Origin of the sequence: Sphingopyxis sp. QXT-31 (genome assembly GCF_001984035.1) — a bacterium.
In the GTDB taxonomy this organism is placed as follows: Bacteria; Pseudomonadota; Alphaproteobacteria; order Sphingomonadales; family Sphingomonadaceae; genus Sphingopyxis.
Genome location: NZ_CP019449.1, coordinates 461633 through 482343, shown reverse-complemented (window position 1 = coordinate 482343; position 20711 = coordinate 461633). Strand labels below are relative to the sequence as shown.

The 20711-nt window shown below is 60.9% G+C and carries 15 protein-coding genes; 4 read left to right on the top strand and 11 right to left on the bottom strand.

Annotated features, from left to right (window positions below; all coding sequences use genetic code 11):
- Positions 1-6: 6 nt before the first annotated feature.
- The 9 genes from BWQ93_RS02350 to BWQ93_RS02310 form a co-directional block, all read right to left on the bottom strand.
- A complete protein-coding gene (locus BWQ93_RS02350; protein WP_077029124.1) occupies positions 7-1254 on the bottom strand; it encodes a sarcosine oxidase subunit beta family protein in 1248 nt (415 codons plus the stop codon).
- A 76-nt stretch (positions 1255-1330) separates the two neighbouring features.
- Positions 1331-2857 (bottom strand): M81 family metallopeptidase, encoded by a 1527-nt coding sequence (locus BWQ93_RS02345; protein WP_077029123.1) that lies wholly within the window; start codon positions 2855-2857, stop codon positions 1331-1333.
- 17 nt (positions 2858-2874) lie between these two features.
- Entirely contained in the window at positions 2875-3222 is a 348-nt protein-coding gene (locus tag BWQ93_RS02340; protein ID WP_077029122.1) for a RidA family protein, read from the bottom strand.
- 41 nt (positions 3223-3263) lie between these two features.
- The gene (locus BWQ93_RS02335) at positions 3264-4592 is read right to left on the bottom strand and encodes an FAD-dependent oxidoreductase (protein WP_083720537.1); all 1329 of its coding nucleotides are present in this window, start codon (positions 4590-4592) and stop codon (positions 3264-3266) included.
- Positions 4593-4595: 3 nt separating this feature from the next.
- Positions 4596-5789 carry a serine hydrolase domain-containing protein gene (locus BWQ93_RS02330; RefSeq protein ID WP_083720535.1) on the bottom strand — a complete coding sequence of 398 codons (1194 nt, stop codon included), beginning with the start codon at positions 5787-5789 and terminating at the stop codon, positions 4596-4598.
- Between the two features lie 219 nt (positions 5790-6008).
- Positions 6009-7730, bottom strand: a complete 1722-nt coding sequence (locus BWQ93_RS02325) for a DUF885 domain-containing protein (RefSeq protein WP_077029119.1) — start codon at positions 7728-7730, stop codon at positions 6009-6011.
- A 35-nt stretch (positions 7731-7765) separates the two neighbouring features.
- The gene (locus BWQ93_RS02320) at positions 7766-8998 is read right to left on the bottom strand and encodes a metal-dependent hydrolase family protein (protein ID WP_077029118.1); all 1233 of its coding nucleotides are present in this window, start codon (positions 8996-8998) and stop codon (positions 7766-7768) included.
- A gap of 22 nt (positions 8999-9020) precedes the next feature.
- Entirely contained in the window at positions 9021-10340 is a 1320-nt protein-coding gene (locus BWQ93_RS02315) for a spinster family MFS transporter (RefSeq protein WP_083720532.1), read from the bottom strand.
- A gap of 54 nt (positions 10341-10394) precedes the next feature.
- On the bottom strand, positions 10395-11603 hold the full coding sequence (locus tag BWQ93_RS02310) for a serine hydrolase domain-containing protein (protein WP_083721110.1): 1209 nt from the start codon (positions 11601-11603) through the stop codon (positions 10395-10397).
- Here BWQ93_RS02310 and BWQ93_RS02305 point away from each other — a divergent pair.
- The 3 genes from BWQ93_RS02305 to BWQ93_RS02295 all read left to right on the top strand — a co-directional run bounded on the left by BWQ93_RS02305 (position 11573) and on the right by BWQ93_RS02295 (position 16390).
- Positions 11573-14059 (top strand): TonB-dependent receptor, encoded by a 2487-nt coding sequence (locus BWQ93_RS02305; protein WP_083720530.1) that lies wholly within the window; start codon positions 11573-11575, stop codon positions 14057-14059. The genes BWQ93_RS02310 and BWQ93_RS02305 overlap by 31 nt on opposite strands.
- 127 nt (positions 14060-14186) lie before the next feature.
- A complete protein-coding gene (locus tag BWQ93_RS02300) occupies positions 14187-14915 on the top strand; it encodes a helix-turn-helix domain-containing protein (RefSeq protein ID WP_077029114.1) in 729 nt (242 codons plus the stop codon).
- A gap of 245 nt (positions 14916-15160) precedes the next feature.
- A complete protein-coding gene (locus BWQ93_RS02295; RefSeq protein WP_077029113.1) occupies positions 15161-16390 on the top strand; it encodes an alpha-hydroxy acid oxidase in 1230 nt (409 codons plus the stop codon).
- Positions 16391-16420: 30 nt separating this feature from the next.
- Here the strand turns inward: BWQ93_RS02295 and BWQ93_RS02290 are convergent, their stop codons facing one another.
- Together BWQ93_RS02290 and BWQ93_RS02285 are read right to left on the bottom strand one after the other, a co-directional pair.
- Positions 16421-17839, bottom strand: a complete 1419-nt coding sequence (locus BWQ93_RS02290; RefSeq protein WP_077029112.1) for an FAD-binding oxidoreductase — start codon at positions 17837-17839, stop codon at positions 16421-16423.
- Positions 17836-18429 carry a TetR/AcrR family transcriptional regulator gene (locus BWQ93_RS02285; protein ID WP_077029111.1) on the bottom strand — a complete coding sequence of 198 codons (594 nt, stop codon included), beginning with the start codon at positions 18427-18429 and terminating at the stop codon, positions 17836-17838. Before BWQ93_RS02285 ends, BWQ93_RS02290 begins: the two co-directional genes overlap by 4 nt.
- A 132-nt stretch (positions 18430-18561) precedes the next feature.
- On the opposite strand from BWQ93_RS02285, the gene BWQ93_RS02280 reads away from it, so the two are divergent.
- On the top strand, positions 18562-20706 hold the full coding sequence (locus BWQ93_RS02280) for a TonB-dependent receptor (RefSeq protein WP_198040454.1): 2145 nt from the start codon (positions 18562-18564) through the stop codon (positions 20704-20706).
- The last annotated feature ends 5 nt before the right edge of the window (positions 20707-20711 follow it).

The following is a 20711-nucleotide window of genomic DNA, read 5'->3' as shown; positions in this document are numbered from 1 at the left end:
ATCCTCTCAGTGCGCGATGCCGGAGGCCGAGGCTTCGTCGATCAGAGCGCCGGTCCGGAAGCGGTCGAGACCGAACGCCTTGGCGAGCGGGTGCGAGGTGCCGGTCGCCATCGCATGGGCGAGGCACCAGCCGCCTGCCGGAATGGCCTTGAAGCCGCCCGTCCCCCAGCCGCAATTCACATAGAAGCCGCCAAGGTCGGTGGCGCCGATAATCGGCGTGGAATCATGCACGATGTCGCAGATCCCCGCCCACTGCCGGAGGAACCGCATGCGCGAGAAGGCGGGAAACAATTCGATCACGCCTGCGGCTGCGCGCTCCATCCAAGGCAGGTTGCCCCGCTGCGCATAGGAGAGATAGAGGTCGAGCCCGGCGCCGATGACGAGTTCGCCCTTGTCCGACTGGCTAAGGTAGGTTCCCGTCGCCGGCGACAGGAGGACCGTGTCGAGGCACGGTTTGACCGGTTCGGACACGAAAGCCTGAAGCGCGTAAGAACTGATCGGTAGCCGGACGCCGGCCTTGGCGGCAAGGGTGGTCGAATGACCCGCTACTGCCATACCGACGGTTTCGCTGCGGATCATCCCGCGATTGGTCTGCACGCCGCGCATATAGCCATTCTCGATGAGGAACGATTCAACCTCGCAATTCTGGATGATGTCGACGCCGAGCGTCGAAGCCGCGCGCGCATAGCCCCAGGCGACCGCGTCATGCCGTGCCGACCCTGCCCGCGGCTGGTTCAATCCGCCGAGGATGGGAAAGCGCGGCGACGTGTTGAGCCCGGGGATCGTGGCGCGGACCGTGGCCTCATCGTGGAGCTCGGCGTCGATGCCATTGAGCCGCATCGCGTTCGCCGAGCGCCGAAGCATTTCCATGCCGTGCCGGTCGTGCCCGAGCATCCACATGCCGCGCTGCGAGAACATGATATTGTAGTTGAGATCTTTCGAAAGTGCCTCGTAAAGTTTTAGAGAGAACTCGAAGAAACGGGCCGTCTCCGGGAAGAAATAGTTGGACCGGATGATCGTCGTGTTGCGGCCGGTGTTTCCGCCGCCGATCCAGCCACGCTCGATTAGCGCGACATTGGTGATCCCATGGTTTTTGGCGAGGTAATAGGCGGTTGCGAGGCCGTGTCCGCCGCCACCGATGACGATGGCGTCATAGCGCTCTTTAGGAACTGCGTCGTGCCAGGCCGGATCCCAACCCGTCTGTCCGGCGAGCCCCTCACGCAGCAGTGACAGAGCGGAATATCTATGAGTCACGCCTTTTTCTCCGCCGCAAACATAGAGTGCTGTAGTGAATTTTGGCGAACGCGACGCCAGCTCCGGGCGGTCGGCTTCAATGCGGTGCGGCAATCGGCCGCTGTACTGTTGTAACCGGCTCATCGCTTATGAAACCGGCGCGCGAACGCGCAAGCCTGACGTTCCGATACGGCAATTTCGCAAAGTCCAGGCTTAGCGAGCCCGGCGCGTCGCAATAAACCGTACTTTGCGCGATCGGATCGAAGAGCGCACGAAAATGCTGGCTCGACTTGACGACCACAAGTTTCTTGGACGCAAGTTCAATCCCCAGCTGGAGAAAGCAGTCGGGGTCGAATACCTGCTGACGGATCGAATTTACGACAATCTCGACGCCCCCGGCGCGCAAGGCTGCCGACAGCCCGATCGGCACATTGGGCTCCGCCGAGAACATCCGCTGCTTTACATCGTCTCGAACTGCCAACACTTCGCATTCCAGATCGACAGGATCGCCGGACATCGGCCCAACCTTACCGCCGATACGCAGGCACAGTTTCGAACCTACACCTGCGTCCGCAGCGGTTTGAGCCGTCTGGGGATCCCAGATCATTCCCACCGCCGCATCCTCGCAGCCACGATCAATCAGCTCGCGCAGCAGGAAGGTGCTGTCGCATGCCGCCCCGCCCCCCGGATTGTCCGAGCTGTCCGCGATGACAACGGGCCCCTCGCCCGGCGCAGAAAGCGCCGTGTCTATCGCGTCAGCTATACACAAGCGCTCGACAGGTGCGCCGTCGGCGATAAGAGTGAAGGCCTCGGCCAAGTCTTCCGCGAGCGCGGATGCGGCCGCCGCATCTGTCTCCTGCGATACCACAAGCACCGAGGCACCGGCGTGCGCCCAATCAGCCCACGGAAATCCGTGCATCAGCGTGACCGACCGGATCCCGTCCGCGCCTTCGGCCTCGATCATGCGGTCCACAAACCCGCGCATCGGTTGTTCGACCGTGCCTTGAAGGCTCAACCAGGGGATCGTCCGAAGGGTCATCGTCAAGCGAGCCCCGCCCACCAGTTCGACGAGCATGTCCTGAAGTTCACGCGCGCGCTCGGGGTAATCGATATGCGGATATTCCTTCACTCCGGCAAGAAGCGCGCCGCTTTCGATCATGGCTGCGCTCACATTGCCATGCAGGTCGAGAAGGCCGCCAATTGGCATGTCCGGGCCGGCCGCTGCGCGAACTTCTGCCAGCAAATCCGCCTCGCAGTCCAAAACGCCTTCGGCGATCATCGCGCCATGAAGAACCAATAGAACCGCATCGACACGCCCCGCGTCAGACAGCGCATCGAGAAGGATTTGCTTCAACTTTGCATAGACACTCGCCGAGATCGGCCCGGAGGGTTGAGCCCAGAAGCACGGCCCTTCGATTGCTTCGTTTCCGGCCTCCCGAATGGCACGAACGGCATCACCATAACCAGCAAAGTTCAGCGCGAGGTCGCGCATCCTGTCACGAGGCGGAATATAGGCCAGATCGGCTTCGAAACTGTCCATGCTGGTCGGTATCGGCGAAAAGCCGTTCGTCTCGTGCATAAGGCCTGCAACGAAGATCCGCAGGGGTGGAAGCTTGCTCGTCATTCGCGCCCTTTCCGGCCTCAGGCTTTGGCAGCTATCACGATGATCTCGACCTTGTAATCGGGAGTCGCCAACCGGCTTTCGCCTGTCGCGCGCGCGGGAGGATCGATGTCGGTGACCCAGGCATCCCACACCGCATTCATTTCGGCAAAATCAGCCATGTCAGACAGCCAGATCGTCACCGACAGCAAGTGTCGCCTGCTGCTGCCGGCTTGATGCAACAGCGTATCGATTTGGTCGAGAACCGACTGCGTCTGCTCCGCGACGGACGCCCCCGGCGCCCCGACTTGCCCAGCCAGATAGACGACATCCTTATGGACGACGGCCTGGCTCATGCGGGGTCCGGTACCGAAACGGGCGATGGTCATTAAATATTCCTCATCATTGGGGAGAAGCAGGAGGCTCTCCCTTATCGCGACGGCGCGAAAGGCGCCGCGTCAATCGCCGGTTTCACACCCGCCATCAAATCGACCAGCATCCGCGCGCCCCCCGCCGCCAGGGTCCAACCCAGATGGCCGTGACCGCTGTTGATCCACAGGCCTTCGACCGGAGTGGCGCCAATATAAGGCAAGCCGTCCGCCGCGACCGGTCGCAATCCCGCCCAGGGTTTCGCGGTCGCAAGCGTGGCCGCGCTCGCCAGTTCGGGATAAACCTCGGAAAAAAGCAATGACAGATTGTCGAGCCGCCTGAGATCGAGGCGCAGATCATGGCCTGCGAATTCCGCAGTTCCTGCCGCGCGCAATCGTGACCCGAGCGGAGTTATTGCTGCGTGAAAGGCGTCATCGATAACCGGGACGCGCGGCCTGCAATTCGCCGAGCCGATATCATAGGTCACTGAATAGCCTTTGACGGGTTTGATCGCGAGTTTGGTCCCGAAACGCGCAGCGAGGGCCGGACTGGCGACCCCTGTTGCAATGACCACTCCTTCGGCCTCAACCAATTCCTTGCCAACCCATATGCCACGGACCTGACCGTCCACGACCTCGATGGTTCGCACCGGCGTGCCGAACCGGAAGGATCCTCCCAGGTTCCTGATCGTGCGAGCGATCGCCCGGCAAAAGATATGCGCGTCTCCGGAACCATCGGAAGGATAGAATATCCCTCCGGCGAGTTTGCCCGCAATCGGCGTGAGACAAGGCTCGATCCGTGACAGCGCGCCGGTTTCGACGGGATCCGCCACAAGTCCGAGCGGCTTGAGGGACTGGCTGACCGACAGCGCAGCCGCCCATGCCTCCTCTGATCGGAATATCTTCAGCGTGCCATGGTCCAGCGCGTCGAACGCCAGGTCATATTCGCTGCGCAACTCGCGCATTACCGAAAGCGAATAATCTGCAAGGCTGAAGTTCGCTCGTGTCGCAGCCTGATAGGGAGCCTGACGCGAATTCAGCAGAAATTTCGGTCCCCATAGCGCGAGCGATGGCAGGGCTTTCAGCCGCAATTTCAGCGCCGAAGACGAGCTGACCAGATATTCCAGAAGATGACGATGAATGCCCGGCGCATTCCAGGGATCCGGCATGGACGGCGTTAAAAGCCCGCCGTTGGCAAAGCTGGTCCCTACCCCTTCTTGCTCGGCTCCATCGACAAGCAGGACCTGTTCGCCCCGACGCAACAGCTCGAGCCCGGTGGTCAGTCCGATAATTCCACAGCCAATGACCACCGTGCGCTTGGAACCTGAGCGCTGAGTGTCGCAGGCACTTATGGCTTCTGACGGTTCGGATGTTCCAGCCACGTCCGGCACCGATCAGCTCGTCAGCGCTGCGCGATAAACCAGCTCCTGCGCAACGATTTCAGGTGGCCGCATATTCGTCGGGCTGCGTGCGCAATTGCCCATTCCGACGCAGAGAATGTCGTTCTCGGGGTCGATCCAGAACCATGTGCCGAAGGCCCCGCCCCATTCGTAAGTTCCGCGGCCGACGGGCCGTCCGGCACGCTCGGGGTCGACGCAGACCATTCCGTTGAGCCCATGCCCATTGCCTTGGCCGATCGTATAATGCAGCACCGGATACCGGTTCTCGCAAAATGCATCGGAGAGGTGGTTCTGCAGCATCAGATCGACGCTCTCAGGCTTCAGCACCTGAATGTCGCCGAGCGAGCCGCGGTTGAGCAGCATACGGGCGAACCGGGCGAAATCGAGAGCGGTGGTCTTGTACGATGTCCCGCCCATCGGGAAAATGGACTCGAAACGCTCCGCCGGCGCTGCGTGCCTCAGCCTTCCCGCTTCGGGGTCGTAGACATGACCCGATACCAGCCTCTTCGATTGCCTGTCATCGAGGACGAAACTCGTGTCATTCATCCCGAGCGGATCGAAGAGACGTCGCTTCAGAAACAGATCGACACGCTCTCCGGACAGGCGTTCGACGATCTCGGCCTGCAGATCTGTTGCAACGCTATATTCCCACGCCGATCCTGGCTCATAACCCAGCGGCATCGTCGCGATCTTTCCGACCAGATCGCTGAGCGACCGCCGGCTTGCGAAATCGAGCTTGGCTGCGTTTGCGGCCATTTGCTCAGGCGTTTTGCCGATGCTCAACCCGGCGGTGTGCGTAAAGGTTTCGCGCAACGTAGGGCCCCGGGTCGCTCCGCTGTCGCCAAGTGCCTCCACGCCCTCGAACTCGGGAAGATATTTGGCCAGACGATCGTCCAGATCCCATTTGCCCTCCTCATGGAGCAACAACATGGCGACAGCCGTGAGAGGCTTACTCATCGAATAGAGCGGGAAAACGGCGTCCGGTGACATGGGCCGCCTGGTTTCGCAATCGGCAAAGCCGGTGACATGCGCACGCACGAGCTTGTCGCCCCGCGCAAGCAGCATGACCTGCCCCGGCATGTCGCCATTCGCGACCATCGCATCGAAGTAGCTGTCCAGCTCCGCCAAGACATCAGCTGAAAACCCTGCTTCATTGGCGAGCGCGGGCGTAAATTTGAAACGAGGCATATCACTCTCCCGACCGCTCAAGATAAAAGGCTACTTTCCACCTATGAAAACGAGAAAACTTCTCGGCGTCAAGCGGATTCTAGAGAATGGAGCCAAAATATGGGAAAGAAACTCCCAATTTCTAGACCTATCCTCGATCCATCTTTCGATAATGGACAAGTGGAAAGTCGCGAGCGAAGGTTGCGCCTTCGCACCGTCGCGTCAGGTATCTTGGAACGCTCAGCTTCTGGCCAGAACCTCGCCAATGGCAGTATCGACATTCTTCGCGGTCAGCGGCAGTGGCAAAGCGCCGGGTTTCAGTACCGCGTCGTGGAAATCCCGAATGTCGAAACGCTCGCCAAGCGCCGTTCGCATGGCCTCGCGCTGATCCATCAGAAATTGTTCGCCAAGTTTGTAGGCGAGCGACTGCGCGGGGATGTCACAGGAGTAACGGACGCTTTCGGATCCGATCTCGGCCTCAGGCATGAACGCATTGTCGCGCATATAAGTGCGGGCCCGATCGAGGCTCCAGCCGAGCGCGTTCATGCCGGTATCGACCACCAGTCGACAGTTCAGGAAGGCGTCCATCATCAAGCGACCGAACCGCTCCTCGGGCGCCTCGTACATGCCGATCTCGCCTGCCAGGGTCGCGGCATATTCGGCCCAGCCCTCGTTGAAAGCATTGAACAGCGCATTCGCACGGATTGGGTGGAGCGCCTCATTCTCCCGCTGCGACGCAATGTGAAAATGATGCCCGGGAACCAGCTCGTGGTAATTTAGCGATGCTATATTCGCGAGCGGTCCACCAGCGAGATTGCCCGCATTGAACAGATACCGGCCGGCGGGCTGCCCGGGACCCGGCGCATCATAGTAGCCGAATGTCATGGAAGCTGCGAGGGCTTCGGGAAGCGCGGCGACGTCGTGCGGAGCTTGCGGACGAAACCGAAACATGCGCTCGATATGGGGCTCGATCCGCGCGATATAGCGCCGAAAGACCGCTTCGATCTCGGCCGGCGTGTTGGCCCGCCATAACGGATTTCTCTCGATATCCATCCGATAATCTTGCGGTGAACCCGAGTATCCGACCTGCTTGAGTAGCGCCGCCATCTCGTCCCGAACCATGTCCATACGGCGCAGTCCTTCGGCATGCACCTCCTCGGGCGACACCTCCATCGTCGTATGTTCGCTAACCAGCTCACGATACAGCGCTGCCCCGCCCGGATATTGTCCGATACCCACAGCCTCGGGAGCGGAGGCGCGGTAGTCACTGTCTTCGAGGGTGGCGGCGAGGCGCCCCAGAGCGGGATCGACCGACCGGGCGACGCGATCTGCGATCTTGTCGAACGCAAGGGACCCGCCGGCTGCAGCCAGTCGAGACACGGCCGGAACCAAGCTTTTGATACCCGCGCGAAACCGCGCAATGAGCTCGATTGATTGAACGAGCTGGACGCGTGGCATCCGGATACCGCGCCGGGCCTGACCGATCGTACGCTCACGCATCTGGTCGATGATCCGGGCGTAGTCCTCCACCAGGCCGAGATACCGATCGAGATCGCCCGACGCGTCGAACCTCTGCTTTGCCAGCATGCCGGCAACATTCCCCAGGAGGAATCCGCCGCCATAGGCAGTCGGCGCGAAGAGCGCGAAGAAACCGACACCAAGCGGGTCGAACGCCAGCCAGTATCGCTCCCCTTCCCGGCTCATTCTGTTGGCGAGCGCCCTGGCGACTTCGTGGTTTGTCTCCATGTCGCGCGACAGGCTGGAAGTATTGACGCGATCGAGCAATGCGATCGCTTCTGCCGCACGAGTGCTGCGCGCGCTGACCGCCTCCTCGCTGATGTCGGGCAGGCGATCGATCGGGACACCCAGGTCACGCTGTACGAAGGGCGAGCGCGCAAGTTCGTCCCAGACCTTCTGCACTCCGACCAACGAAAGCGCACTCGATCGTTCGGCATCAACCATTTGCAATCTTTCCCGATTGGCCGGCATGGTCACCTTCACAGCGCCATTTTGTGAAACTCGCCCGCCTTCATGATGACGGGAAAATTTCGTCCATCCTGTCCCAGAATCGTGACGTCGCGCATCGGATTTCCGTCGACCAAGAGGATGTCGGCATAGGCGCCTGGCGCCACCACCCCCAACCGCCCCTCTTCCATGATGATCTCGGCGGCCACCGACGTTGCAGAAATAAGAATGTCGTATGGATCAAGCACCTTGGCGCGCAGGGCGAATTCGATCCCCTGGCGATCATTATGTTCGGCAAGCAGATCGGTACCGAACCCAATTTTCACGCCAGCGTTCTTCATGTGGACCAGGCCTTCGGTCATGGCTTCCAGCAGGTTCTGCATCTTGCCGATACTGGCCGCCGGCAGTCCGAACTTCGCGCCGTCCTCGTAGAAGGCGTGCACCACCGCGAGCGTCGGAACGCCATAGGTGCCGTTCCTGGCCATGATCGCCGCAGTCTCCGGTGAGACCATCGAGACATGCTCGATGCATCGGACGCCGAGCTCAGAACAACGGCGGATCGCGATATCGGGATGACAATGCGCGAAAATATAGGATCCGCGCATCGCCGCTTCGTCCACCGCGGCAAGGATTTCCGCATCGGTGAACTGCAGCTTGTCTAGCGGATCGGTCGGGCTTGCGACGCCGCCTGAAGCCATGATCTTGATCGCCCGCGCGCCGCGCCGGAATTCCTCACGAACGGCTTTGCGAACGGCATCCGCGCCGTCGGCGATCGCGGTAAAGCGCTCATGCCGAGGTGGACAGCACATGCAGTCGGAAAAATGCTGCTCGTGACCCTCACGAAAATCCCCATGGCCGCCGGTCTGCGAGATATAGCGCCCGCTATGATAGAAGCGCGGGCTCTTGATAAAGCCTTTTTCGATCGCCATCGCGAACCCGGCGTCGGTTCCGCCGGCGTCGCGCAAGGTCGTGAAGCCCCGATCGAGCGTCGATTGAAGAAATTGCGCCGCATAAAGCGAGTAATATTCGGTCGGCATCTGCGACAGCCTCGCGACATTCATGTCCGCGGCCCAGATGTGGACATGAAGATCGATCAGCCCCGGCATCAGGGTCCGGCCATCTGCCTCGACGACCCGGTCCGCATCAACCTTTATCGGCTGCTCGCTCACCTCGGCTATAAGTCCATCTTCGACCAGCACATGCCCTTCGCGAAGATCGCGCGACACTCCGTCGAAGATCAGGGCATTACGGAAAAGGGTCTGCATCACTCACCTCTTGAATTTCTGTTCAATCTTCAGCGTCTGCACGCATCGTGCGCGCGGCTCGCAGCATGAAAAAGCCGCTTGGCAGAAATGCGCACATCATGATCATCATCGCATAGCGCAGTCCGTCGGCCGGTCCGTATGCGAGCGCGAAATAATCGCTCAGCGCCCCTGCGACGACCGGCCCGGCGCCCAGTCCAACCAGATTGGCGAAGAAAAACACGATCGCCACCGCCATCGCGCGGCGCGAGGAGCCGCACACGCTGAGCAGCGCGGCGAAGATCGGCGGCACCACCCCCGCCAGCAATGTGCTGGCGACCAAAAGGATGGCAGCCATTGCGGTTACGCTTGGTGCGAGGAGAGCCGCCTCATAGAGCGGCAGCGCGGCGATCAATCCCCAGCCGGGCAACCACGCAAACACTGCCATATCCCGCTTGGCGAGCCGGTCGGCAAGGCTGCCACCGAAGATGCTGCCGAGCACGGCCCCCACGGCGGAAACCCCTCCGAATATGGCGCCCGCCTCCGCGACCGTGAGATTGTGCACACGGATCACAAAGGGCACCGTGAAAATCAGCGCGCCATAGGCCATCAGATAATAGATGATCATTGCCCAGACGATATTGCAGTAGGCCGCCTTGGCGAAGAGAGCCCTGCACGTATCGCTTATGCTCTCCTGTGCGGTCGGGTCGACGCGGAACTGCGGCAGATGCCTCGGCTCCTTAAGAATCCATCGGGCCAATATTGCAAGCGCGAGGCCGGGCAAACCCACGGCAAGAAACGCGGTGCGCCACCCGCAATTTTGCGCGATCCAGCCGCCCCCGGCCATGCCGAGAATATATCCCGCCATCGAGGAAAGCATGAAGATGCCGATCGCCCGGGCGCGGCGATCGGGCGGGAAATAATCGGCGATGAGGCTTTGCGCGGGAGGAATGGCTCCCGCCTCGCCGGCACCCACCCCGACGCGCGCGAGGGCGAGCTGCCAAAAGCTCTGTGCCATACCGCAGAGCGCGGTCATCACGCTCCAGACGGTCAGCGACAAGGTGATGATGAAGCGCCTGTCGCCCCGATCTGCCCAGCGCGCGACGGGCAAGCCGAGTGTGGCGTAGAAGACCGCGAATGAAAGACCCGATAACAGCCCAAGCATCGTGTCCGACGCTCCGAATTCGGCTTTTATCGGCTCGAGAAGCACGCCGATGATGTTGCGATCGACGAAGTTTGAGGTGCCGACCAGAAAAAGCACGACGAGCAGCAAATTGCGCTCGCGCGGACTGTAACGGTCCCACGGCTTTGCGGGCGATGCGGCATCAGCCTCACTCATTGTCGTCACTTGGCCCACCGGTTGCATCGCGGTCTCCTGATAATCCTGAGGTGCGCAGCCACCGAGCAGCCAGACGGCCGGTCACACGCCGTGAGCGCCGCCGACTCTCAGCGCTCGATAGACAGTCTCCTGGGCGATGACTTCCGGCGGTCGCTCTTCCCCGAGCCGGCCACGATTGGTCATCCCGATACAGGCAATGTCGTGTTCGGGATCGATCCAGAACCAGGCACCGAACGCCCCGCCCCACTCATATGTACCCTTGCCGACAGGGCGGCCCGCCCGCTCGGGATCGACGCAGACCATTCCGTTCAGAGCATGGCCGTTCCCTTGACCGATGCGATAATGAAGAATTGGGTAGACAGTCTCCATGAACGCGTCGCTCAAGTGATTGGCGAGCATCAGGTCGACGCTCTCGGCAGCGAGGATCCGGACTTCCCCGAGCGCCCCCCGGTTCAGCAACATCCGGCAGAACAGCGCAAAATCATGCGCCGTGGATTTGAACGACGTGCCGCCCATCGGAAAAATCGATTCGATCTGCTCGTCCGGTCTGGCGGGACGAAGCTGCCCGCTTTCGGGATCGAGGCGGTGACCGCGTGCGAGCCGCCGACCCTGTTCATAGCTCAGATGGAAGCCCGTATCGACCATGCCCAGTGGATCGAAGACGCGCCGCTTGAGGAACAGATCGAGGCGCTCGCCGGTCAGCCGCTCGACGATTTCCGCCTGCAAGTCGGTCGCCACGCCATATTCGTAGGCCGACCCCGGCTCATAGCCGAGCGGCATCCTCGCATACCGGCCGATCAGCTCGGTCAAGGAGCGTGCCTTGTGCCACGAGATCAGTTCCACCGAAGCCATCCGCTCCTCCGGCGTCGCGCCGAGGACGAAGCCCGCGGTGTGGGTAAATGTTTCCCTTATCGTCGGGACCCGGCTCGCCTTGCTCCCCGGGAGGGCTGCGATATCTGAAAATTCCGGAAGATATTTGGAAACGGGATCATCGAGCTGCCATTTACCCTCTTCGTGAAGGAGCATCATCGCGACGGCGGCGAAGGGCTTGCTCATCGAGTAAAGCGTGAAAATCGAGTCGGGCTGAAGAGGTGCGCGACTTTCCCAGTCCGCAAAGCCGGTCACGTGGCAATGGACGAGCCGGTCGCCTCGAAGGAGCATGACCACATAACCTGGCGCCTCGGCGCGCGCGACCGATCCATCCAGATAGGCATTGAATTCGGCGAGCACCGACGCAGACAGACCCGCTTCACTCGCCAATGCATGATCCAAACGAAACGACGTTGCCATGGCTTTCTCCCGAGGCGGGCTCGATCATTGTCCCGCCCGTCTATATTTCCATAGATGAAACCAAGAAACACTGGCGTCAAATCATATTTCCCTTCGTAGCCGGTAAAAATGGCTCGCCGCCGGATTCTCAGTTGACAAGGAAAGGAAAATGCTTTTCCCTGCTTGCTGATTTGGAAAGTCTCTGCGGAAAATGGAAAATCGGGCCAGGCATGGTGAAGGCGTCCGCCGCCGGAACCGGCCGATCTTGGGGAGGTTATATGAACATTCGAGCTGCATTATATGCTGGTTCCGCCACGTTGCTTGTCGCGGCACCATTGCCCGCTTGGGCGCAGTCAGACGGTCAGCCGGCAGCTGAAAATTCGGGGTCGTCAGAAATCGTCGTGACGGCGACCCGCCGGTCCGAGCGGCTTATCGATGTGCCTCAGTCGATCACCGCAGTAACTTCGGACGATCTTGAGCGGCTCAATGCGACCCAGCTGCGCGACTACGCCAACACAGTCCCCGCAATGACGGTCAGCTCCAACGGCGGCGCGGGACGCAACCAGATCACGCTGCGAGGCGTCACTTCGGGCGCCGACGTCGCGTCCACAGTGGGCGTTTACGTCGATGATGTCCCCTATGGTGGCAGCACTGTCTTCTCGATCAACGCCGGCGTGGCGCTCGATGCCGGACTCTTCGACCTCGAACGGATTGAAGTGCTTCGGGGTCCGCAAGGAACGCTGTACGGATCGAGTTCAATGGGCGGCCTTCTCAAATATGTGACACGTGCACCCAGTCTGAGCGGATTTGAGGGCAGCGCCCAAGCCGGCGTTTCGTTCACTGAGCAGGGTGGCACGAGCTACAATGTGGCGGCGGCTGTCAGCGCGCCGCTCGTCACCGATAAAGTCGCCGTGCGCGCGGGCGGCTATTATTCGCGCGACGGCGGATTTATCGACGATGTCGGACGCGGCGAAGACAATGTCGGGCGCGCGAACATCTATGGTGGCCGGCTCGACGTCCTGCTGCAGCCGACCGATCGGCTTTCCGTTCGCCTGAGCGGGTTCGCGCAAGATATTCACCGCGAAGGAAATGCCCAGGTCGACTACACACGCGACGGCCAGTGGATCACGGGGGACCTTGAGCAGCAAAGGATTCTTCGCGAGCCGTTCGATCAGCGTTTCCGCATCGTGAGCGGCACGCTCAATTACGATTTCGGGGCCGCGACGCTCACATCGATCACAAGCTATCAGACCAATGATGTGCGCTTCCGGATCGATGCGTCGGCACTCTATGTTCCATTACTCGGCGCGTTCGGCCTGCCTGTCGCGTCAACGGCCGTCGATGGAGGTATCTCGACCGATAAGTTCACGCAGGAGGTTCGGCTCGCATCGTCGCAGAGCGGCACGATCGAATGGATTGTCGGCGGCTTTTATACCGATGAAAAGAGCGTCGCACCGAGCAGCCTGATTGGGTACAACGCCGATGGATCCCTGTTCCCCGTCGACCTGCTCACCGCCTTACTTCCAAGCACGTACAAGGAATACGCGGCCTTCGGGAATGTCACCGTGCATCTTTCCGACAAGCTCGACGTGACCGGGGGGCTTCGCTACGCCCACAATCGACAAAGCTATACTCAAAATGCGACCGGAATTCTCGCACCCTCGGCACCGACGCTGCGATCGAACGAGAGCGTGACGACCTACCTCGCTAACGCTCGTTATCGCTTTAGCTCGCACGCGACGGCTTACGTCCGCTTTGCGACCGGGTATCGCCCGGGGGGTCCCAACATCGTGACATTTGATCCGATAACCGGCGCGCCCTTGGGACCGCCTACGTTCAAATCCGATAGCCTAACGAGCTACGAGGCCGGGTTCCGCGGCGAAACAGCGGATCGGACATTCGCCCTCGACTTCGCGGGATATCATATCGACTGGGACGACATGCTGATCTCCGGCCTGCGTAACGGCCTCAACAGCTATGTGAATACCGGCGGGGCGAAGATCGATGGCGCCGAGTTGACGCTGACGGCTCGTCCGGCGAGGAGCGTGAACGTGACGGGGGCCTTCGCCTACCAGGACGCCCGCCTCGCGGCCGACTCGCCGGACCTTGGCGGGCAGAAGGGAGATCGTTTGCCGACGGTGCCCAAATTCACCGCGGCGATCAACGCGGACTATCTGGGCACTGGCGAGGGCCTGAGCCCGACCTTCGGCGCTACGCTGCGATTTGTCTCAGATCGCAACGCCGGGTTCGATGGAAACCCGAACCTCCCACAATATGATCTGGGCGACTATGTCACGATCGATCTGCGGGCCGGCGCGACAGTGGGTCCCGCCAAGGTGCAGTTGTTCGTCCGTAACCTGTTTGACGTCCGCGGCGCCGTATCTGCTTATATGGCAACATCATCGCTCGGCGGCCCGGCGCGCGTGACGGTTCTCCAGCCGCGGACTTTCGGCGTCAGCCTTTCAGGCAAATTCTAAGCCCGAGATCGCAGGAGCGGCACTACAGCCGTTCCTGCGGCAATCTCATGACAACGAAGCGTATAGCCGTTAAGGTAAGGCCGACCGGCATTTCGGTCGAAGATCGAAAATTGTACAAGGTCGAGAAATGCGAGAGAAGACGGGACAAAAAAGTGCCTTGGCGAGCAGTCGCCTGAAAGTCGGTGCCGCCATCCGCGAGAAGCGCGTCGCAGCAGGCCTCTCACTTGCGCAGCTGGCCGACCGGATCGGAGTGGCCTTGTCCACCATGTCCAAGATCGAGAATGGCAAGCTTTCAACGAGCTTCGAGCGGTTGGACAGCATTTGCCGGGCGCTCGATGCAGACCTCGCAGAATTTCTGGGAGGCGAAGGAATTGCCGTCGCTCCGCCTTCGCCCCTTTCTTTCGGTATGCGGCGCAGTGTCACCCATCCGGACGAAGGAACGCTGATCGATGCAGGGGGATATCTGGAGTGGTTTCTGGCCTCGGACCTTCTCAACAAGAGATTTCAGCCGCTCATCGCCGAAATTTTACTAGACGACGTCGCGGACTACGGCCCGTTCACAAGTCATAGCGGAGAAGAATTCAACTACGTGCTTGAAGGGGAAGTTGAGTTCCATACAGAAATTTACGCCCCCGTCCGCCTCACTGCAGGCTCGTCCATCTACTTCGATGCCGAAATGAAGCATGCGCATATAAGGGTCGGCGACAAGCGCTGCCGAATCCTCGGCATTCTGTGCCCACGTGCCGAACCGGCCGCTTCCGCCGGCCGCGACTATAGCTCGCTGCGCGTGGTGGAGCCTGATACCGCCAACCCGGATTCGGACCAAGCGACGTCACCCATGCGCAAGGCGGGCTGAGAACCAATAGGTTTCCAACTTTCCATCGGGATATTCCGCACCCGAACCGGCTGATCCGCCGCGCGAATTTGAGCGCATATATTATCAACATAACTCGAAATTCTGGCTTGACCATTGCTTGTTTTCCCACTTTCATTTATGGAAACTCCAAGTGGCTTCACTACGAAGCGCTTATGAAAGTTTGGGGGCAAAATGGTTGGACGGCCGACTGAGCAGGGCAAGGAATTCGCAGCGGGCGCGAACCCATGAGCATCACTAGGCGCCTCGAACGCGTCTACAACATCGAAGACATGCGCAAGCTTGCCCAAGGAGCCCTGCCGGGACCGATCTGGCACTATCTTGACGGCGGCGCTGACGACGAGATCACCATGGCCCGCAACAGCGGCGCTTTCAATGACTGGGCGCTGGCGCAAAGCACGCTTGTCGACGTCACCTCGACTGATACGACTTGCGACCTGATTGGCATGCCGGCGGCGATGCCCCTCATGCTTTCGCCGACCGGAATGTCGCAGCTATTTCATGCATCCGGCGAGTTGTCGGTCGCACGCGCGGCTGGCGCAGCGGGCGTCCCCTATGGCCTCTCCACGATGGCAACGACTTCGATGGAAGCGATCGCGAGAAGCGGCGTAAGCCGATATTTCCAATTATATCTTTTCCGGGACCGCGGCTTGACCGAAGCCTTGCTCGAGCGTGCAAAGACGTACGGTTATTCTGCCATTGCGCTCACCACCGATACGAATGTTGCCGGCAACCGCGAACGAGACCTGCGCTCGGGAATGGTCATGCCGCCTCGCTTCACATTGGACAGCCTGCTCAGTTTCGCAGCGCATCCTCGCTGGGCATTGGGAGCGCTTCGCAACCGGTCGTTCGAACTTGCGAACATCGTTCAGCATGTCGGCGATCTGGACGCCTCTGGCACCAACGTCATAGACTATGTGAACGGCCAATTCGATCGCTCGGCCAGCTGGCGGGACCTGGAGTGGTTGCGCGCCCGCTGGCAAGGAAAGCTCGTTGTCAAAGGCGCGATGTTACCCGCCGACTGCGAAGCAGCGGTCGATTGCGGAGCCGACGCGATCATGGTGTCAAACCACGGCGGACGGCAGCTAGACGGCACCGGCGCCCCGATAGATTATTTACCGGCGATACGGGACCGCGTCCAAGATCGCGCCCAGTTGATCATTGACGGCGGTATCCGGCGTGGAACTCACGTGCTGAAGGCCTTGGCGCTCGGAGCGAACGGGTGCTCGATCGGAAGGCCGTACCTCTACGGCCTCGCAGCGGGAGGGCAGCTTGGCGTCGAACGCGTTCTGAAACTGTTCCGCAGTGAAATCGAACGCGGCATGGCGCTGATGGGCCGCCGCCGGGTCGACGAAATTACTAGCCGCGACATTCACCACTTGAGCGCATTTGCGAGGTTGCCCGTGTCCGTCGCAGCTCGAGACCGCAAAGAGGTTCCTGAACTAAATGACCGCTAGCTCGCTTACCCGACAGGCCATCTGGGGCGTCTAGATCATCGCGAAAATCTTGCCGGGATTGAGGATATTCTGCGGATCGAGCGCGCGCTTGATCATCCGCATCTGTTCGACCGCATCGCCCAGTTCGGCAACCAGCCGTGCCTGCTTGCCGATGCCGATGCCGTGCTCGCCGGTGCACGTCCCGTCCATCGCGAGCGCGCGTTCGACGAGCCGCGCGTTGATCGCCTCGACTTCCGCCATTTCGTCGGGCGCGTCGGGATCGATCGAGAAGATCACATGGAAATTGCCGTCGCCGACATGACCCAGGATCGTCGCGGGGACGCTCGATGCGTCGAGATCGACATGCGTTTCGGCGATACATTCGGCGAGCCGGCTGATCGGCACGCAGACGTCGGTCGCCCAGCCGATCGCGCCCGCGCGCATGTTGACCGCGGCATAATAAGCTTCGTGCCGCGCGCGCCACAGCTTGGTGCGCTCCTCGGGCAGGTTCGACCAGCTGAACGCGCTGCCGCCATTTGCCTCGGCGAGCGTTTTGACCGTCTCGACCTGTTCGGCGACGTTGGCGGCGCTGCCGTGGAATTCGAAGAAGAGCGTCGGCGCCTCGGGATAGTCGAGCTTCGACCAACGGTTGACCGCGACCATCTGTTTCTTGTCGAGGATCTCGACGCGCGCGAGCGGCACGGCGCACTGGATCGACTGGACAACAGTATCGACCGCGCCGCCCAGCGTGTCGAAGCTGCACACCGCCGCCGAGATCGTCTCGGGAACCGGATGCAGGCGCAGCGTCACTTCGGTGATGATGCCGAGCGTGCCTTCGGAACCCACATAGAGCCGGGTCAGATCATAATCCGCCGCCGATTTGCGCGCGCGGCGCGCGGTGCGGATGACTTTGCCCTGCGGCGTCACGATTTCGAGGCTGAGCACCGCGTCTTTCATCGTGCCATAGCGCACCGCGTTGGTGCCCGACGCGCGGGTCGACGCCATGCCGCCGATCGTCGCGTTGGCGCCGGGGTCGATCGGGAAGAACAGCCCTTGGTCGCGTAGATGCACATTGAGTTCTTCGCGGCGCACGCCCGGCTGGACGACACAGTCGAAATCCTCGGCATTGACCGCGATCACCTTGTCCATCTGGCTCATGTCGAGCGAGATGCCGCCGTTGATCGCAAGTGCATTGCCCTCCATCGAGGTGCCAGCGCCGTAGGGCGTAATCGGGACTCCATATTCGGCACAGAGATTGACGAGCGCGACCACATCTGCGGTCGATTGGGCAAATACCACTGCGTCGGGAACCGATTGCCCAAAGTGCGATTCGTTTGACCCGTGCTGCTCGAGGATGGGGCGGCTTTGCGTAAAACCATTGCCGAAACGGGCAGATATTCGCGCAAGAAATTCTGCAGGAAGCGGAACGCGCCCGAACTGCCGATTTGAAATGGTCACGGTTGCGCTCATCCGGCGGTCAGCCCCGCCGTGCCGGCCAGACCGGCGGCCAGAAGGGCCGCGGCGTCCTCGACGCCGAGATCAAGGTCGTTTGCAAGGCGATAACTCGCGCCCAGCGCGAGCAGCGCATGGATTTCGACGGTTTGTTCCAGACCGAACGGCAGGCTTATCTCCCCGTTCGCGTGCAGGCCGGCTAGGTACACCGTCAGTTGCTTGCGCTGGGCATCGTAGATTTCGCTGAGACCCGCCGGGTTACTCTTGAGCTGAAGAATTTCCGCCGCGAACTGCAAGGCGAGGCGTTGGCGTTGCAGGCTCTTGGGATCGCGATTGCAATATTGCCCTACGAGGTAGGCGACATAGTCGTCCCAGGATTTGACTGCCGGAAGCTTCGGCTGAACCGCCAGGTTCAGCAATCTCGACGCCACGATCGCGTCGGCCTTCGTCGGAAACAAATTGTAAAACGCCCCGATCGAAACCCCTGCACGTGTGCAAATGTCCCGCAGCGAGGCGTCGTGAAGGCCTTTTTCGAGCATGACTTCATAAGCCGCGCGGGCAACGAGATCCCGCTGCCCCGACATATAGGCTTCGCTCCGCTTCGGCATAAAACTCCCCGTTTTCACTTGCAAAATCGAGCCATACACGATTCCGCTTGCCAATCAAATAAAACGAGCGCACGCTTTATTTAGGAATTGAGTCGCCCACCGGGCGCATGGAGGGGTAATGTCATGCCGAGGATGAAACGCGCTGCATTTTTTATGCTCACGGCCGCCACCGCCGCCACGCCAGCATGGGCGCAGACCCCAGCGAGCGAAGCAGAGAGCGCGGGCGAGATCGTCGTGACGGCGCAAAAGTCCGAGCAGCGCGCGCAAGATGTGCCCCTTGCCGTGACCGCCGTATCCGGGGAGGCGCTCGCTGAAGCGGGCGCGACCCGTATCCAGGACATTGCCGTCGCGGTGCCGGCGCTTCAGGTCGACTCGCTTTACGGCGTTCCCGGCGCCTATGGCCTCACTCTGCGCGGCATAACGACGGGGACTCAAGCGAGTTCGACTGTCGCGACCTACATCGACGATGTGCCGATCGGGTCGAGCGGCGCCTTTGCAGCGGGAAACTCTGCGGGCCTGGACCTGTTTCCCTATGATCTTGAGCGCGTCGAGGTGCTCGAGGGCCCGCAAGGCACGCTCTACGGCGCGAGCAGCATGGGCGGGCTGGTCAAATATGTTACGCGCACACCGAGCCTTACCGAGAGCCGATATCAGGCAGGCGCCGAGCTTGTCACGGTCGATCATGGCCACAGCCTCGGCTGGACCGTTCGCGGCGCCGCCAATCTTGTCGTCGTCCCCGACCAGCTTGCGATCTCGATCAGCGGCACGCATCAGGACGTTCCTGGATATGTAGATAACGTTGCGATCGGGAAGCGCGACGTCAACCAGGGGACGCAGGACGCAGTCCGGGGCGTCATTTACTGGAAGCCCACGGATAATTTCACGCTGAAAGCGTCAGGGCTCTACAATCGCTCGAAGTTCGACGGACTCGCGCTGATCAATGTGAACGCGGCCGGCACGCCGCTGTTTGGCAAATATACCGCGTCAAAGAACCGGCCCGAAGGGTTCGAAAGCGAAACCGGGCTCGGGTCGATCACCGCCGACTATGATTTCGGCTTTGCGACCCTGACATCGATCACGTCGCTGAGCGATCTGCGGTCGCGCTTCCGCACTGACTCATCGCTGACCTTCCGCCCCATTTTCGGCGTCGATGCGACCTTTGCCAACGACATCAAGGTGAAGAAGTTTACCGAAGAAGTGCGTCTCGCGTCGCCGCAGACCGACCTGCTGCATTGGCTTGTAGGAGGCTTCTTCACGCGCGAGCGGACGCAGTTCAAGCAGCTCGGCCTTGCCTTTCTGCCGAACAGCGACACGCAGCCGGCGGGTCTCAGCCCGCTGCTCGATGGCACCATTCCGAGCCGGTATCGCGAGTGGGCGCTGTTTGCGAACACGACCTACAATATCACCGACGCCTGGGATATCGGCGGCGGCATCCGGTATAGCCGCAACAGTCAGCGCGTGAGCCAGACGGCAAACGGGCTTCTCGTGGGCGCGCCGCTCAATCTTCCCGCCCGCACGTCGTCCGACAGCTCGGTGACCTATACCTTGTCGACAAGCTATCATGTGACCAAGGATGCGATGCTCTATGGACGGATTTCGTCGGGCTATCGTCCTGGCGGTCCCAACTTTATCGTGCCGGGCATCCCGCAAAGCTACGAACCCGACACGCTGACAAATTATGAAATCGGCCTCAAATCCGATCTTTTCGACCGCAAGGTGATGCTCAACCTGTCGGCCTATTACATCGATTGGCGCGATATCCAATTGCAGGGCGCGACGCCCACCAATCTCTCCTATATCGCCAATGGCGGCAAGGCGATCAGCAAGGGGCTGCAAGGCACGTTGAATGTCCGCCCCGCGATCGGGCTTACATTTGGGGGATCTTTCGCTTACACCGACACCGAACTCAAGGACGATGCGCCCGAGGTTGCCGGACGTGCAGGCGATCGCCTGCCGCTCACTCCGAAATGGGCCGGCTCCCTCACCGCGGATTATGATTTTGACCTTGGCGATGACACGCGGGCCCGGCTCGGCCTTGCCTGGCGATACACCGGTGCGCGTGATCAATATTTCCCGCAGTCGCCGCGCAATCGCCGGCTCGGAAACTACAGCACCCTCAATCTCACGGCAGGCGTCAGCACCGGACCGGTCGACATCAATCTGTTCGTCCGTAACCTGACCAACAAATACGACTTTACCTCGTGGCTCACGCCCAATGGTGCGACTGTTCTGCAACCGCGGACGATCGGCCTGAGTGTCGATGTGGACTTCCGCTAATCGGC